Genomic DNA, 16,105 nt, shown 5'->3' with positions numbered 1-16,105 from the left:
AAGCGGTGCGAAGTCCGCCTATTACTTTCCGTCCTACCACGGCTTTATCGCATTAAAGCTGGCGCCCGGGGAATATGAAGTGTCGCTTGAGAAGGTAAAGCGCAACGTCACCATTGGTGCCGGCACTGCGCCACTGTATCTCGCTCAAACCCACAGCCTCAGTCTGTTTGGGCATGGTGCCGTGATCAACGAAGTCGATGCGGCCCGCTTGTTGGCGATGTTCAAAGACGGCGTCAACTGGACGGTGCCCGAAGCCACTTCTGGATCATGGCGGGGCAAAAAACGCGTGTTGCGTTGGATGCCCCAATAGCCATCACTTTTTCTTATACCCCTATCGGCATTCGGTATTTCCGTATACGTCAACTCGCGCCCATACTCCGCTACAAAGCAGATTTTTAAGCCTAAAATATCTGTACCGCCGCTAACCATGCGGCCCATGGCCTGATCCTGGCGCGCCTACCCGGCGCCACCAAGTTCGGGCGCGATCTGACACAAAACCGGAGACACCGCCATGCCCGATACCACGGCACACGGCCCAGCAACGTCCGCCAGAGACGACGCCGCCGCCCCATCCCGCCTCACCTCCGTGAGCCTCGACGACAAATACACCGCGCTCAAAGGCGACATCTTCCTGTCCGGCATCCAGGCGCTGGTGCGCCTGCCGATGATGCAGCGCGTGCGCGACCAGGCTGCCGGCCTGAACACCGCCGGCTTCATCTCCGGCTACCGCGGCTCGCCGCTGGGCGGCCTGGACGAGAACCTGTGGAAGGCCCAGCCGCACCTGGCGGCGCACCACGTGCAGTTCGTGCCGGGCGTGAACGAGGACCTGGCCGCGACCGCCGTCTGGGGCTCGCAGCAGGTCGACCTGATCGGCGAGGCCAAGTACGACGGCGTGTTCGCCATGTGGTACGGCAAGGGCCCCGGCGTGGACCGCTGCGGCGACGTCTTCAAGCACATGAACCACGCCGGCACCTCGAAGCACGGCGGCGTGCTGCTGGTGGCCGGCGACGACCACGGCGCCTACTCGTCGACGCTGCCGCACCAGTCCGACCACCTGTTCTCGGCCTCGATGATCCCGGTCCTGTATCCCTGCAACGTGCAGGAATACCTGGACCTGGGCATCCACGGCTGGGCCATGTCGCGCTTCTCCGGCTGCACGGTGGCGTTCAAGGCGCTGGCCGACACGGTCGAATCGTCGGCCTCGGTCGATGCCGATCCGTTCCGCGTCGAGGTCAAGATCCCGCACGATTTCGTCATGCCGGAAGGCGGCCTGAACGCGCGCCTGTCCAGCATCCCGCTGGGCCAGCAGGCGCGCAATCAGGAAGCGCTGATGCAGGACTACAAAATCTACGCCGCGCTGGCCTATGCGCGCGAGAACAAACTCAATCACACCACCATCACCAGCCCGAACGCCAAGCTGGGCATCATCGCCTCCGGCAAATCCTACCTGGACGTGCTGGAAGCGCTGGAAGAACTGGGCATCGACGAGAAGATGGCGGCCGATGTCGGCCTGCGCCTGTTCAAGGTCGCCATGCCATGGCCGCTGGAACCGGACAGCGTGCGCGAATTCGCGCAGGGCCTGGACGAGATCCTGGTGGTCGAGGAAAAACGCCAGATCGTCGAGTACCAGCTGAAGGAACAGCTGTACAACTGGCGCGACGACGTGCGTCCGCGCGTGATCGGCAAGTTCGATGAAAAAGGCGAATGGGTCGCACCGCGCGGCGAATGGCTGCTCACCTCCAAGGCCGACTTCTCGGTGTCGCAAGTGGCGCGCGTGATCGCCTCGCGCGTCAAGCGCCTGATCTCGGACCCGGTCACCTGCGACCATATCAAGGCCCGCCTTACCTTCCTCGACACCAAGGACGCGGTGCTGAAGAAGGCCATCAACACCCCGTTCCGTCCAGCGTTCTACTGCTCCGGATGCCCGCACAACACCTCGACCAAGGTCCCGGAAGGCAGCCTGGCGTTGGCCGGTATCGGCTGCCACGTGATGGCGACCTCGATCTACCCCGAGTTCAACAAGCTCACCACGCACATGGGCGGCGAAGGCGCGCCGTGGATCGGCCAGGCCGCGTTCTCGAAGATCCCGCACGTGTTCCAGAACCTGGGCGACGGCACCTACTTCCACTCCGGCTACCTGGCGATCCGCGCGGCAGTGGCGGCCAAGGTCAACATGACCTACAAGATCCTCTACAACGACGCGGTGGCGATGACGGGCGGCCAGCCGGTCGACGGTATCACCTCGGTGCCGATGATCGCGCAGCAGATGGCGGCCGAAGGCGTCAAACGCATCGCGCTCGTCACCGAAGACCTGAACCGCTACACCGACCGCAGCGCCCTGCCGTCTATCGTCAGCCTGCACGACCGCAAGGACATGGACGCGGTGCAGCGCGAGCTGCGCGAAGTGGGCGGCGTGTCGGTGCTGATCTACGACCAGACCTGCGCGGCCGAGAAGCGCCGCCGCCGCAAGAAAGGCGAATACCCCGACCCGGCCAAGCGCATGGTCATCAACGAAGCCGTGTGCGAAGGCTGCGGCGATTGCGGCATCCAGTCCAACTGCACCTCCATCCTGCCGAAGGAAACGGAGTTCGGCCGCAAGCGCACCATCGACCAGTCGTCCTGCAACAAGGACTACTCGTGCGTGAAGGGCTTCTGCCCGAGCTTCGTCACGGTCGAAGGCGGATCGCTGAAGAAGACCAAGACCGGCGTCACCAAGGACAACGCGGACGACGGCTTCGGCGCCCTGCCGGAACCGGTGCTGCCGTCTTGCGACGAGCCGTACAACATCCTGATCAACGGCATTGGCGGCACCGGCGTGATCACCGTCGGCGCCTTGATGGGCATGGCCGCGCACCTGGAAGGCAAAGGCGCGTCGGTGCTGGACATGACCGGCATGTCGCAGAAAAACGGCTCGGTCACGTCGCACGTCAAAGTGGCGAAGACCCCGGCCCACCTGCGCGCGCAACGCATCGCCACCGGCGAGGCGGACGTGATCCTTGGCTGCGACATGCTGACCGCCGGCGCCGCCGACGCGGTGTCGAAGATGCGTCCGGGCCGCACGCTGGCCATCGTCAACCTGCACGAGCAGCCGCCCGGCACCTTCGCGCAGAACCCTGACTGGCAGTATCCGGTGGAAGAAGTGCGCGCGCTGATCGAGGAATCGGTCGGCGCCGGCGCGGCAGATTTCATCAACGCCACCAAGCTCGCCACCGCGCTGATGGGCGACTCCATCGCCGCCAACCTGTTCATGCTGGGCTATGCATGGCAGAAGGGCCGCATCCCGCTGAAGGAGGAATCGCTGCTGCGCGCGATTGAACTGAACGGCGTCGGCATCGCCTCGAACAAGAAGAGCTTCCTGTGGGGCCGCCGCGCCGCCGTGGACCTGAAGCGCGTCGAGCGCGTGGCCACGCCTACGCAAGCGATCGTGATGCAGATGCCGCAAAGCCTGGAGAACGTCATCGGCAAGCGCGTCGAGTTCCTGACGGCGTACCAGAACGCCGCCTACGCTGCCACCTACGAGCAGCTGGTGTCGCAGGTGCGCGCGAAGGAAACCGCTCTGGGCCTGGGCAACAAGCTGTCCACCGCCGTCGCCAAGTACGCCTTCAAGCTGATGGCCTACAAGGACGAATACGAAGTGGCGCGCCTGTACACCGACGGCCGTTTCGTCGAGCAGCTCAAGCAGCAGTTCGAGGGCGACTTCTCGGTCAAGTTCAACCTGGCGCCGCCGATGTTCGCCAAGAAGGACGCCAAGGGCCACCTGGTCAAGGCGGAATTCGGCTCGTGGATGTGGAGCGCGTTCAAGCTGCTGGCCAAGTTCAAGGGCCTGCGCGGCGGCGCGTTCGACATCTTCGGCTACACCGAGGAGCGCAAGATGGAGCGCGCGCTGATCGTCGAATACCGTGAGCTGGTCGCCACGCTGATGGACAAACTGTCGCCGGAAAACCACGCCACAGCGGTGGAACTGGCCGGCCTGCCGGAGAAAGTGCGCGGCTTCGGCCACGTGAAGGAAAAGGCTGTCGCCACCTTCCGTACCGAGAAGGCACGCCTGCTGGCGCAACTGGCGCAGCAGCGCGCGGCGTAAGGCATCACGGGGCGGGCTGCGGCCCGCCCCCCATATTTCGCTTGACTTGACGTTAACGTAAACGTCATATAATGAACTGAACAAAAGCACAAGGGACACCATGAACGACCTCTCCGCTCCGAAAATCGCAGCCGTGCCGGATCAGCCGCGCCTGAACAACAAAGTCCGTTTCGTCACCGCCGCCTCGCTGTTCGACGGCCATGACGCCTCGATCAACATCATGCGCCGCATCCTGCAATCGAACGGCGTGGAAGTGGTCCACCTTGGCCACAACCGCTCGGTCGACGAAGTCGTCACCGCCGCGCTGGCTGAGGATGTGCAAGGCATCGCCATCTCCAGCTACCAGGGCGGCCACGTCGAATACTTCAAATACATGATCGACCTGCTGCGCCAGCGCGGCGGCGCGCACATCAAGGTATTCGGCGGCGGCGGCGGCGTCATCGTCCCCGACGAAATCGCCGACCTGCACGCCTACGGCGTCACCAAGATCTTCAGCCCGGAAGACGGCCAGCGCATGGGCCTCGTCGGCATGATCCAGTGGATGGTGCAGCAGTGCGACATCGACCTGTCCCAGTATTCGCCAACCTCGCTGGCGCCGCTGAAGGAGGGTGACATCGCCGCCCGCCACCGCCCGCTGGCCCAGCTGATCACCGCGCTGGAAAACGAAAAAGCCTCCCCCGCCCTGCGCGCCGAACTGCTGGCCGCCGCCGAAGGCCTGGCCGTGCCGACGCTGGGCATCACCGGCACCGGCGGCGCGGGTAAATCCTCGCTGACCGATGAACTGATACGCCGCATCCGCCTCGACCAGGGCGATGCCGTCAACATCGCCATCATCTCGATCGACCCGTCGCGCCGCAAATCCGGCGGCGCGCTGCTGGGCGACCGTATCCGCATGAACGCGATTAATCCGTGGAACGGCCAGGCGCGCGTCTTCATGCGCTCACTGGCCACGCGCGAAGCAGGCTCCGAGATTTCGCAGGCGCTGCCGGACGTTATCGCCGCCTGCAAGGTGGCCGGCTTCGACCTGGTGATCGTCGAAACCTCCGGCATCGGCCAGGGCGACGCCGCCATCGTGCCGCACGTCGACGTGTCGATGTACGTGATGACGCCGGAATTCGGCGCCGCCTCGCAGCTGGAAAAAATCGACATGCTCGATTTCGCCGACTTCATCGCCATCAACAAATTCGACCGCAAAGGTTCGCAGGACGCGCTGCGCGACGTCGCCAAGCAGTACCAGCGCAACCGCGAAATGTGGAGCAAGCGTCCGGACGAAATGCCGGTCTACGGCACGCAAGCATCGCGCTTCAACGACGACGGCGTGACCGCGCTGTATCAAGGCCTGCTGCCCAAGCTGGCGCAGTTCGGCCTGAAGGCCAAGCCGGGCAAGCTGGCGCCGGTGGATGTGCGCTTCTCCAGCGGCAAACACGTGATCGTACCGCCGGCACGCGCGCGCTACCTGGCGGAGATCGCCGACACCGTGCGCGGCTACCACCGCTTCACGCGCAAGCAGGTGACGCTGGCGCGCGAACGCCAACAGCTGACCGAATCGAAACGCATGCTGGCCATCGCCCACAAGACCGCCGACTTCGACGACCTGATCGCCGAACGCGATGCGGAAATGGACGGCGGCGCCAAGAAGCTGCTGGCCCAGTGGCCGGACATGCAGGCCGCGTACGCGGGCGACGATTACGTGGTCAAGATCCGCGACAAGGAAATCCGCACCCGCCTGGTCCAGCACACGCTGTCCGGCACCAAGATCCGCAAGGTGGCCCTGCCGCGCTATGAAGACCACGGCGAAGTGCTGCGCTTCCTGATGCTGGAAAACGTGCCGGGCTCCTTCCCGTTCACGGCCGGCGTGTTCGCCTTCAAGCGCGAGGGCGAAGACCCGACCCGCATGTTCGCCGGCGAAGGCGACGCCTTCCGCACCAACCGCCGCTTCAAGCTGGTCTCCACCGGCATGGACGCCAAGCGCCTGTCGACCGCCTTCGACTCCGTCACCCTGTACGGCGCCGATCCCGCGCTGCGTCCGGACATCTACGGCAAGGTTGGCAACTCCGGCGTATCGATCGCCACGCTGGACGACATGAAGGTGCTGTACGACGGCTTCAATCTGTGCAGCCCGAGCACCTCGGTGTCGATGACCATCAACGGCCCGGCGCCGACCATCCTGGCGATGTTCATGAACACCGCCATCGACCAGCAGGTCGACAAGTTCGTCGAAGAGAATAAGCGCCAGCCGAGCGCCGACGAAGCGGCCAAGATCAAGGACTGGGTGCTGCAGAACGTGCGCGGCACCGTGCAGGCGGACATCCTGAAGGAAGACCAGGGCCAGAACACCTGCATCTTCTCGACCGAGTTCTCGCTGAAGGTGATGGGCGACATCCAGGAATACTTCGTCCACCATCAGGTGCGCAATTTCTACTCGGTGTCGATCTCCGGCTACCACATCGCCGAAGCGGGCGCGAACCCGATCTCGCAACTGGCGTTCACGCTGTCGAACGGCTTCACGTTCGTCGAAGCCTACCTGGCGCGCGGCATGCACATCGACGACTTCGCGCCCAACCTGTCGTTCTTCTTCTCCAACGGCATGGACCCTGAATACACGGTGCTGGGCCGCGTGGCGCGCCGCCTGTGGGCGGTGGCGATGCGCGACAAGTACGGCGCCAACGACCGTTCGCAAAAGCTCAAGTACCACGTGCAGACCTCGGGCCGCTCGCTGCATGCGCAGGAGATCGACTTCAACGACATCCGCACCACGCTGCAGGCGCTGATCGCGATCTACGACAACTGCAACTCGCTGCACACCAACGCCTACGACGAAGCGATCACCACGCCGACCGACGAATCCGTGCGCCGCGCGCTGGCGATCCAGCTGATCATCAACCGCGAATGGGGCCTGGCCAAGAACGAGAACCCGAACCAGGGCTCGTTCATCATGGAAGAGCTGACCGACCTGGTGGAAGAAGCGGTGCTGCAGGAATTCGAACGCATCGCCGAACGCGGTGGCGTGCTGGGTGCGATGGAGACCGGCTACCAGCGCGGCAAGATCCAGGAAGAGTCGATGCTGTACGAGCACCAGAAGCACGACGGCACGCTGCCCATCATCGGCGTGAACACCTTCCGCAATCCGAAGGCGACCGGCGAGCCGCAGAAGATCGAACTGGCACGCTCCACCGACGACGAGAAGCAATCGCAGCTCACCCGTCTGGAGGACTTCCACGCCCGCAACGCGGAGCACGCGCCGCAAGCGCTGGCAGCCCTGCAGCAAGCCGCCATCGACAACGCCAACGTGTTTGAAAAGCTGATGGACGCCGTGCGCGTCTGCTCGCTGGGCCAGATCACGACGGCGCTGTTCGAAGTCGGCGGCCAGTACCGCCGCAATATGTAAGACAGCAAAACGGGAGGCGGATCAATGCCTCCCGCCGGTTGATTGCAACAGCCTCCGGCCCTTCTCGGAAACGAAGATCCTGCCGGAGGCCCCTCCTTCGCTCGCGATCAGGCCATCGGCGCAGGCGTCCTCCCATATGGTCAACCTGGGGCAGGAACTGCGCCACACCTCCATCACCTCGGAATACGAATGTGGCCGCTGTTGCAGCCACTCCAGCATCTGCAGCGTCAAATTGTCGTGCGCGTTCACCATGGCACTCTCCTTAACGGTACGATTCCAATTCAATATAGCCGCAGAGCCGGACTCTAACAAGCCGATTACTTCAATTTTCCGGCTCCCGCGTTGGCCGGCACGGAGGTCTGCGTCGCGGTCGCGGTCTGCAGCGCGTACAGATACGGCGGCGTCCACAGGTCGGAGGAACCTGGCGGCGCAAGGCCGCACTGGCCGTCGACCAGGTTGGTGCCCGACTTGTCGCTGACGAAGACATGGCCGGACGAACGGAAGCCGGTGTAGTCCTTGCCCTTGATGACTTTTCCGCAGAACTCGGACAGCTTGAGGCCCGTGAGGTTGTAGTAGTTATTCTCGACCAGCATGTTCGAGTGGTAGCGCGCGTCGGAGCCGCTTTCAAACTTCACGTCGGCGTCCTTGGTCGAAACGCTGCCGGTGACAAGGTTGTTGAACAAGTGGACCTGGCCATAACGGTTCAGCGGCAAACGCGTGGTCGCGCCATCCCACCAGTTGCCGGCAAAGGTGACGTGCATGCGGCCCTCGTCGCTCCATGCGCGGCCGGAATCGCCATTGCCCACCAGCGTGGTCTTGTGGTGCTTGCCGAAATAGCTGTTGGCGATGGTGATGTAGTCGCTGCCGCGCACCACATCGAGCGCGCCGTCATGCCGTGTGGTGTAAGGGGAAACGGCCAGCGAATCCGGCGTGTCGCCATCGCTGATGGTCAGGTGATCGAGGTAGATGTTCTGGCCTCGCGACACGGTCAGGCCGTCGGCGTAGGCGTTGGCCGAGTCCTCGGGATTGACGTCCCATGGCGTATCGAGCACCAGGTTGCGCACAATGACGTTGCGGGTCCATGTCGGGTAGTCGTCGCCGTCCTTGCCGTCGGCGATCCACTTCTTGAAGTCCGCCTCGGGATCGCCGCCGGCTGTCAGTGGAAGTTCGCCGCCGATCAGCAACGACGTGCCGGTGATGCGCGCAGGGCGGCCCTGCGCATCGTTGATGCCGACCAGCGTGGTGTTCGACGGTATGCTGATCGAACCACCCAGCTTCTGGTCCGAATAGCTGGTGTACTCCTTGAAGACCGTATTGTTCTGGCTCCAGCGCAGATCGATGTGGCCGATCACGCGGATGATCTTCGGCTCGTTGCCCGCTTCATTGATGGCGGCAACCAGCTGCTGGCCGTTGTACACCGTGTAGACGCGGTTGGCGGTGGCAGAGCCCCCGCCCGTCACCAGCACTGGCGTCTTGCGCGTGAGCGCGTGCCAGCCGGTGGCCGGCGCGCTGTCGCGCTCAAAGGTCAACACGCCGCCGGTGGGATCGGCCGAGGCAAACTGCCACACTGGCAGCTTGGGCGCGGGCGCGTAGTTGGCGGGATCATGCAAGCCGCCAGTCAGCACCGGGGCCGAGTAATTGCGCACGCCGTATTGGGCGGTCTGCAAAGGCGTGCTGGCGCCGACCAGGGTCTTGGCATCGATGGTTGCGGCCTGCGCGGCCGATGCCAGCAGGATGCCGGCGGCGATGAGTGAATATTTCAAGGTTGTCTCCATTTTTAGAAAGTAACTGGCTGTGCTAGTGACGATTCGTACCCACGTGTCGATGCAATGCGCGCCTGAGCGAGTCAGGATCGATTTCTGCCAACTGGGTGGGTCTGGATAAACATTCAGCATCCGGACTGCGATGACTGAAACAGGCACCTTGCGTACCTGTCGCCGTTGCGACGAGGGCAGGTAGCCGAGGTCGCGCAGGTCAAGGATCGAAGCCGGCATATGGATACACGCCGACATCGATTGATTTAATACTAATCCGCCAAAAAAAAATATGCAACAAGCATTCAACGGGACTCGAAGTGTGGTCCGGCGCCAAGGGGACTACACCGATACTATGAAACCTGAATCAGGAGCCGACCATGGTCAGCATACAAATTTCCCTTCCGGATGATGTGGTCTCTCGGGACTGCCCCCTCACTAACAGGCTCCAACAGTCGATCCCGCCAGCAGCACCGGCTGCCACAGCTCCTGCAGCTCGCTGGCCGGTTTGCCGTCCACCAGTGCCAGCAGCATGTCGACCATGCGGGCGCCGGCTTTGTGCGGGTCGGGCTGGTCGATGGTGGTGACGTCGATGCCGGCCAGCGTGTCGGCCATGCTGCCCCATACGATCACCGACATCTCCTTGCCGATATCAATGCCCGCATCGAGCAGCGCGCGCACCGCGCCGACGCCCGACAGATGATTGTCGACGATGACCGCCGTCGGACGCGGCGAACACGCCAGCAGCTGCTGCATCGCCTGGTAGCCGCTGCGGCGGTCCAGCGTGTTGTCGATCAGATAGCGCGTATCCACCGCCAGCCCGCCCGACGCCATCGCCGCCACAAACGCATCCTTACGCTGACGGGCGAAGTTCAATTCCAGCGGCGCGCTGACCAGCGCCACGCGCTGATGGCCCAACCCCAGCAAGCGTTCCATCGCCAGGCGGATGCCGGCCGCGTTGTCGTAGTCGAACCACGCATATGGCGCACCAAGCTCGGTGCGCCCATGCGCGACAAAGGGGAATTTGGATTTGCTCAGGAAGGCGATGCGCTCGTCGCGTACCAGCGTGCGGCTCACCACCAGCCCATCGACCCGCCGCCCGCGCACGATCTGCTGATACGACGGCTGCTCCGCCGCCGGCGACACCGGCGCGATGATCAGGTTCTTGCTGACCCGCTCCAGCGCGGCCGACATGCCGGCCACCACGTCGAGGAACATCGGATCGCCCAAATCCGCAGGCAGCAGCGGATAGATGATGCCGAAAACATTGGTGCGCCCTAGCGCCAGAGAGCGCGCCATCGGGTTGGCCTGGTAGCCATTTTCCTTGGCCGCCTTCAGTACACGTTCGCGGGTCCGGCCGTTGACCTCCGGGTAACCGTTTAACGCCCGGCTTACCGTGGTTTTCGACATGCCGAGTAAGTTCGCGAGGCGCTCCAGGTTCATAGACAATTGCTCAATGTTGACCGCTGATTATAGCGGACGGGTCGAAACCACCACCACCGTCATCTACCGCTTTTTTGAAAAAATACAACATAATCAAGACGATAGAAATCGGCACCAAGGTCAGGTAGAAAGCGAAGTGGCCGCTGAAGTTGCCGAACACGTAGCCGGTGATCAGCGATCCGGTGGTGCCGCCCAACGCCGAAAAAATCACCAGCAAGCCGGTCATGGCGGAGTGCTGGTTCTTCGGCAGGGAACTGAGCATCACCGAATTGATGCCGGGGTAGATCGGCGCCATGAACAATCCGATCAGCGGGAACAGGAAGGTCGCCAGCGGCGCGCTGGACCAGCTGATGTTCGGGTCGGCCACCACGTCGTGCGTCAACGGCAGCGCCAGCAGCACCATGGCCGCCATGCCGATCACGCAGGCGTTCATCACCGGATACCAGTTCAACTTGCGCATCAACACGCCGGCCGACAGCCGCCCGATCGCCAGGCAGGCGGCGAAGATGCTGGTCACCTGCACACTCATCGCCGCCGGCAGCTTCAGGATCTCGTTGTTAAACGTCGGCAGCCAGGTGCCCACGCTTTGCTCGATCAGCACATACAAGAACGCGGTGATGACGAACACGCACACCAGCGGCTTGAAGAACAGCTTGAGCATGGCCGCGAAATCCTGCGCGATGCCACGGCCTTCCGGCAGCGCCGCCATGTCCTCGTCGAAGCGCGTGGTCAGCACCAGGGCGAAGGTCAGCGCGCACAACACGGCCAGCACCCAGTACACCTGCAGCCAGCTGCGCGACAGCGGATCGGACGAATCGATGAAGTAGCCGAACACCCAGTAGGCGCTCAACACGCCGACCATGAAGAAGCCCTCCAGCAGATTCATGATGCTGGCGTGCTGCTTGCGGTCGGCGGCGATCAGGCCCAGCGTCGAGTACACCGACACCTTCACCAGCGCGAACGATACGCCGACGCAGAAGAACAGCAGCTTGGTAGTGGCGAAGGACGGCAGCACAGGCATCGCCACGCAGGCGGCGGTGACGATGGCCAGTCCGGCCAGCATGGCCTTCTTGTAGCCAAGGCGCGGCAGGAAGGACGCGATCAGGAAGGACACCGCCGCGATCGGCAAGTCCTTGAAGCCTTCCAGCACGCTGGCGCTGGACTTGCTGACGCCGTAGTTGTTGGTGATCTGAAGGATGACCGTGCCCACGCTGTTGAGCAGGATCGCGAATACAAAGTAAATCAGAAATAGCGCAAATAGAATGCGATTGTTCTTCATACTGTCTCCGAATTTTATTATTTATATGATTTAGTATGATTCGAGATTAAAGTCGCTCAAGCTCGTGATGACCACGTCCGCCTGAGTGAGCACAAAGGGATGGCCTATCCCCAGCGCGAACATGCCCGCCGCCTTGATCGATGCCACGCCCGCCACCGCGTCCTCCACGCCAAGACAGTCCTGCGGCGCCACGCCCAGTTCCCGCGCCGCCTTCAGGAAAATCTCCGGGTCCGGCTTGCCGCGCGCGATGGTCGCCGCATCGACCACGTAATCGAATTTATCGGTGATGCCCAGGCGACCCAGCACCGTAAAGGCGTTCTTGCTCACCGACGCCAGGCCGATGCGCAAGCCCGCCGCGCGCACCACGTCCAGCGCCCGCACCGCGCCCGGCAGCAGATCGGCCGATAACATGGTGGCGATCAACTCCTGGTAATGGCGGTTCTTCTCGTCGGCCAGCGCCAGCTTCTCTTCCGCAGTGTACGCCCGCTTGGACGACGCCAATATCAGGTCCAGCGATCCCATACGGTCGATGCCCTTCAGGTTCTCGTTGAAGGCGTGGTCGAAGTGCACGCCCTGCGATTCGGCCAGGCGCTTCCACGCCAGGTAGTGATAGTGGGCGGTGTCGGTGATCACGCCGTCCAGGTCAAAGATAACGGCTTTAAAGCGGCTCATGCGAAACTCCTCGATTGCGTCGGTTGCGACAGCGTCAGTGCGACGGGTTCGCCGCCGTGGGTAAAGTGCAGCGCATCGCCTTGCAGCAGGCGATAGTCCGCGCGGCCCGGCTCCACGTGCACCTCCAGCAGCGCGCCCTTGAAATGAATCTTGAACGTGTAGTGCTGCCATTGCTTCGGCAGCGACGGCGCGAAATGCAGATCGCCGCCCACCACGCGCATGCCCGCGAAGCCATACGCCACGCCCATCCACGTGCCGGCCATCGCCGCCGTGTGCACGCCGTAGTGCGTGTTGCCGTGCGTGTCGTCCAGGTCGAGGCGTGCGGTCTCCATGAAGTAGTCGTAGGCCTTGTCCTGGTAGCCCACCTCCGCCGCGATGATGCTGAAGATGCAGGACGACAGCGACGAATCGTGCGTCGTCACCGCCTCGTAGTAGTCGAAGTCGCGGCGCTTGTCTTCCAGCGTGAACTGGTCGGACAGCAGCAGCAGCGCCAGCACCACGTCCGCCTGCTTGCACACCTGATGACGGTAGATCACCATCGGGTGGTAGTTCAGCAGCAGCGGATAGTTTTCCTTCGGCGTGTTGGCGAAATCCCACACCTTCTTGGACAGGAAGCTGTCGTCCTGCGCGTGGATTTGCAGCGCGTCGTCGTACGGAAGATTCATCAGCGACGCGGCGCGGCGCCATGCGGCAGGCTCGCCCGCGTCCAGCGCGGTGGCGGCGGCGATGCGCGCAAACTCCGCCGGCGCCTGCGCCTGCAACTGCTCCGCGATCGACGCCGCGAAGTTCAGGTGCATCCGCGCCATCGCGTTGGTGTAGTAGTTGTTGTTGACCAGCGCCGTGTATTCGTCCGGCCCCGTCACCTGGTTGATGCAGAAGCGTCCCTCTCGGTCGTAGCTGCCGATGCCCATCCAGATGCGCGCCGTCTCCATCACGATTTCCGCGCCGTGCTTCACCAGATATTCCTGGTCGTCGGTCGCCTCCATGTAAAGCTTGATGGAATAGGCGATATCGGCGTTGATGTGATATTGCGCCGTCCCCGCCGGGAAGTAGGCCGAGCACTCGTCGCCGGCGATGGTGCGCCACGGGTACAGTGCGCCGGTGGCATGCGACATCTGGCGCGCACGCTCGCGCGCCTTCGGCAGGCCGGCGTAGCGGTACTCCAGCAGCTTGCGCGCGATCTCCGGCTTCGAATACAGGAAGAACGGGAAGATGTAGATTTCCGTGTCCCAGAAATAGTGGCCTTCGTAGCCCTCGCCCGTCACGCCCTTGGCGGAGATGTTGGTCTTGCCGTCGCGGCCCACCGATTGCAGCAGGTGGAACTGGTTGAAGTGGATGCCTTGCTGGAGCGCGTCGTCGCCAGCGATCTGCACGTCGGCCTGCTGCCAGAAGTCGGCCAGGTACTGCTCCTGCGCCAGGCGCAGGTCTTCGAAGCCTGCGGCCCTCGCGGTGGCCAGTGTGTCCTTGCTGCGCCACATCAGCTCCGCCTCCGCGTAGTCGCGCGACGAGAAGTAGCTGCCGTACTTGGTCAGCACCACGCGCTGGCCTGCCTGCGCCTGCAGCTCGTACGTCTGCGTGAGGCGCTGCTCCACCTGCGCGATCTCGATGGTCGCATCCGCGCCCGCCAATTCGGTATCGGTGGCGCTGACCAGCATGAAGCCGCTGTTGTGCGTGCGCTGCACCAGCGCCGCGAAGCCGACGTTCTGCTCATGCCCCACCATGTGCAGCGACTGGCCCGACACCGCCGACCCCATGCGCGGATCGTCGCCCGCCTCTTGGTTCTTCACCGCGCCGTCCAGCGACGACACCAGCCGCACACGACCCGCGAAGTTCAGCGGCGTCACCTCGAACTCGATCGCGAACAGATGCTTGTTCTCGAAGCACACCAGGCGGCGGCTGCGCACCCGCACACTGCGGCCCTGCGGCGAGGTCCACTCCACCGTGCGCGTCAACACGCCGGTGCGGAAGTCCAGCACCCGCTCGTACGACTGCACCGAGCCGGCCAGCAGGTCGAAGCGCTCGTCCTCCAGCCACAGCTCGATGCCCTTCGCGTTCGGCACGTTCAGCATGAACTGGTTCACCTTCGCCAGGCCGTAGGCCGCCTCCGGGTACTGGATCGGCTCCGATTCGTAGAAGCCGTTCAGGTAGGTGCCGTCGAGCGAGGTGCCGGCTGGGCCGCCGTAGCCCTCCTCGCCGGTGCCGCGCAGGCCGATGTAGCCGTTCCCCAAAGCGAACAGGGTCTCGTCGAGAAAGTGGGAGTCGGTGTCGAAACTGGTCTCGCGGATGCACCAGGCTTCGAGGGGATAGGTGTGTTGTTGCACAGCGTATTCCTTAAAAATGCGATTCAAAGCGGTTTGAATTTTGAAAAAAGCCGGTTTTTTGAGGTTTTTGGCTTATTTCAGGGGGAAACTAGGTCTGGCGTACCATCAAGGTGGTCGGCAGCATTTCGGACGCCACCGGCTGGCCTTCGATCAGGCCCAACATCTTCTTGGCCAACAACACGCCGCCGTCGCGCAGATACTGGTGCACGCTGGTCAGCGGCGGCACAAAACTGGCCGCGCCGGGCGTATCGTCGTAGCCGATGACGGAGACATTCTCCGGCACCCGCAAATTCTTCTCGGCCAGCGCGCGGATCGCGCCCATGGCCAGCAAGTCGCTGGCGGCAAACACGCCGTCGAATATGGCGCCCTTCTTTTTCAACAGCGCCGAGATGCTGTCGAAGCCCGCCTCGAAGGTGAAGGCCTTGGGACGGATGATGTGCACCGTCGCCCGCCCGCCCATCGCGTCGATGAAGCCGGCGCAGCGTTCCTGCACCTCGGCGTGGTCGACGTCGCCCAGGAACACCAGCTTCTGCCTGCCCTGCGCGATGAAGCGCTCGGCGGCGCTGATGCCGCCCTTCCTGTTGTCCGAGCCGACCACGATGTAGTCGGTATCGGCCTCCGGCGCGCCCCACACCACCAGCGGCATGCCGGTCTGCTGCAAAGTGCGTACCGCCTCGCCGTGCGAGCCTTGTCCCAGCAGGATCAAACCGTCGGCGCCCTGCACCGGCGCGGTGTTCATCAACTGCTTGGAGGTCAGCACCACGCTGTAGCCGGCCGTCGTCAGCTCCTGCGTGATGCCACCCAACAGCTCCAGCGGATACGGATCGGACATCGGCCGGCCGCGTACGGGTGTCATTTCCACCACAACCGCCACCGAATAACTGCGGCCCATGCGCAGATTGCGCGCGCTCACGTTGAACCGGTAGCCCTGCTCGTTGGCCAAGGTGCGGATCTTCTGCCGCGTCTCCGCCGTCACCAGCGGACTGTCGCGCAGGGCGCGTGAAACGGTGATCTTGGAGACGCCGGCCAGCTTGGCCAGGTCTTCCATCGTCAATGCTGTTTCGGCTTTGCGGGCTACAGACTTATTCGAAGGCATTGATCGCTCATAGGTTGAAAACAGGGTGTGCGCACGCATTATGACAGAAAATTTTCGTTTGTCGCGAAAAA

Annotated in this window: 10 protein-coding genes; 3 read left to right on the top strand and 7 right to left on the bottom strand. The window is 63.3% G+C overall.

Going from position 1 to position 16,105, the window contains the following annotated elements:
- From AC07WS_RS02865 to icmF, 3 genes are all read left to right on the top strand, one after another.
- Nucleotides 1-310 (top strand): hypothetical protein (locus tag AC07WS_RS02865; RefSeq protein WP_494727626.1); only part of this gene is annotated, 310 nt, incomplete at its 5' end.
- 201 nt (nucleotides 311-511) lie between these two features.
- A complete protein-coding gene (locus AC07WS_RS02860) occupies nucleotides 512-4,081 on the top strand; it encodes an indolepyruvate ferredoxin oxidoreductase family protein (RefSeq protein WP_494727625.1) in 3,570 nt (1,189 codons plus the stop codon).
- 100 nt (nucleotides 4,082-4,181) lie between these two features.
- On the top strand, nucleotides 4,182-7,469 hold the full coding sequence (icmF, locus tag AC07WS_RS02855; RefSeq protein ID WP_494727624.1) for a fused isobutyryl-CoA mutase/GTPase IcmF: 3,288 nt from the start codon (nucleotides 4,182-4,184) through the stop codon (nucleotides 7,467-7,469).
- Between the two features lie 21 nt (nucleotides 7,470-7,490).
- On the opposite strand, the gene AC07WS_RS02850 is transcribed toward icmF, so the two are convergent.
- The 7 genes from AC07WS_RS02850 to AC07WS_RS02820 form a co-directional block, all read right to left on the bottom strand.
- The gene (locus AC07WS_RS02850) at nucleotides 7,491-7,721 is read right to left on the bottom strand and encodes a hypothetical protein (RefSeq protein ID WP_494727623.1); all 231 of its coding nucleotides are present in this window, start codon (nucleotides 7,719-7,721) and stop codon (nucleotides 7,491-7,493) included.
- Nucleotides 7,722-7,786: 65 nt separating this feature from the next.
- Nucleotides 7,787-9,232: a pectate lyase family protein gene (locus AC07WS_RS02845; RefSeq protein WP_494727622.1), complete on the bottom strand. Its 1,446-nt coding sequence runs from the start codon at nucleotides 9,230-9,232 to the stop codon at nucleotides 7,787-7,789.
- Between the two features lie 429 nt (nucleotides 9,233-9,661).
- The gene (locus AC07WS_RS02840) at nucleotides 9,662-10,666 is read right to left on the bottom strand and encodes a substrate-binding domain-containing protein (protein WP_494727621.1); all 1,005 of its coding nucleotides are present in this window, start codon (nucleotides 10,664-10,666) and stop codon (nucleotides 9,662-9,664) included.
- Between the two features lie 10 nt (nucleotides 10,667-10,676).
- Complete coding sequence (locus AC07WS_RS02835; RefSeq protein ID WP_494727620.1) at nucleotides 10,677-11,945, bottom strand: MFS transporter; 1,269 nt, start codon at nucleotides 11,943-11,945, stop codon at nucleotides 10,677-10,679.
- Nucleotides 11,946-11,975: 30 nt separating this feature from the next.
- Complete coding sequence (gene pgmB, locus AC07WS_RS02830) at nucleotides 11,976-12,617, bottom strand: beta-phosphoglucomutase (protein WP_494727619.1); 642 nt, start codon at nucleotides 12,615-12,617, stop codon at nucleotides 11,976-11,978.
- A complete protein-coding gene (locus AC07WS_RS02825) occupies nucleotides 12,614-14,938 on the bottom strand; it encodes a glycoside hydrolase family 65 protein (RefSeq protein WP_494727618.1) in 2,325 nt (774 codons plus the stop codon). The genes pgmB and AC07WS_RS02825 overlap by 4 nt, the downstream gene beginning before the upstream one ends.
- Nucleotides 14,939-15,026: 88 nt before the next feature.
- Nucleotides 15,027-16,034, bottom strand: a complete 1,008-nt coding sequence (locus AC07WS_RS02820) for a LacI family DNA-binding transcriptional regulator (RefSeq protein ID WP_117012558.1) — start codon at nucleotides 16,032-16,034, stop codon at nucleotides 15,027-15,029.
- Nucleotides 16,035-16,105: the final 71 nt, after the last annotated feature.

The sequence above is a fragment of the Duganella sp. GW821-FHT01E12 genome (genome assembly GCF_059422325.1).
Note: the sequence above shows the minus strand (reverse complement) of the source record. Positions and strands in the feature narration are given on the sequence as shown.

Coding starts and splice junctions, on each gene's coding strand:
- AC07WS_RS02860 (WP_494727625.1), top strand. CDS start 512: ATGCCCGATACCACGGCACACGGCCCAGCAACGTCCGCCAGAGACGAC.
- icmF (WP_494727624.1), top strand. CDS start 4,182: ATGAACGACCTCTCCGCTCCGAAAATCGCAGCCGTGCCGGATCAGCCG.
- AC07WS_RS02850 (WP_494727623.1), bottom strand. CDS start 7,721: ATGGTGAACGCGCACGACAATTTGACGCTGCAGATGCTGGAGTGGCTG.
- AC07WS_RS02840 (WP_494727621.1), bottom strand. CDS start 10,666: ATGAACCTGGAGCGCCTCGCGAACTTACTCGGCATGTCGAAAACCACG.
- AC07WS_RS02835 (WP_494727620.1), bottom strand. CDS start 11,945: ATGAAGAACAATCGCATTCTATTTGCGCTATTTCTGATTTACTTTGTA.
- pgmB (WP_494727619.1), bottom strand. CDS start 12,617: ATGAGCCGCTTTAAAGCCGTTATCTTTGACCTGGACGGCGTGATCACC.
- AC07WS_RS02820 (WP_117012558.1), bottom strand. CDS start 16,034: ATGCCTTCGAATAAGTCTGTAGCCCGCAAAGCCGAAACAGCATTGACG.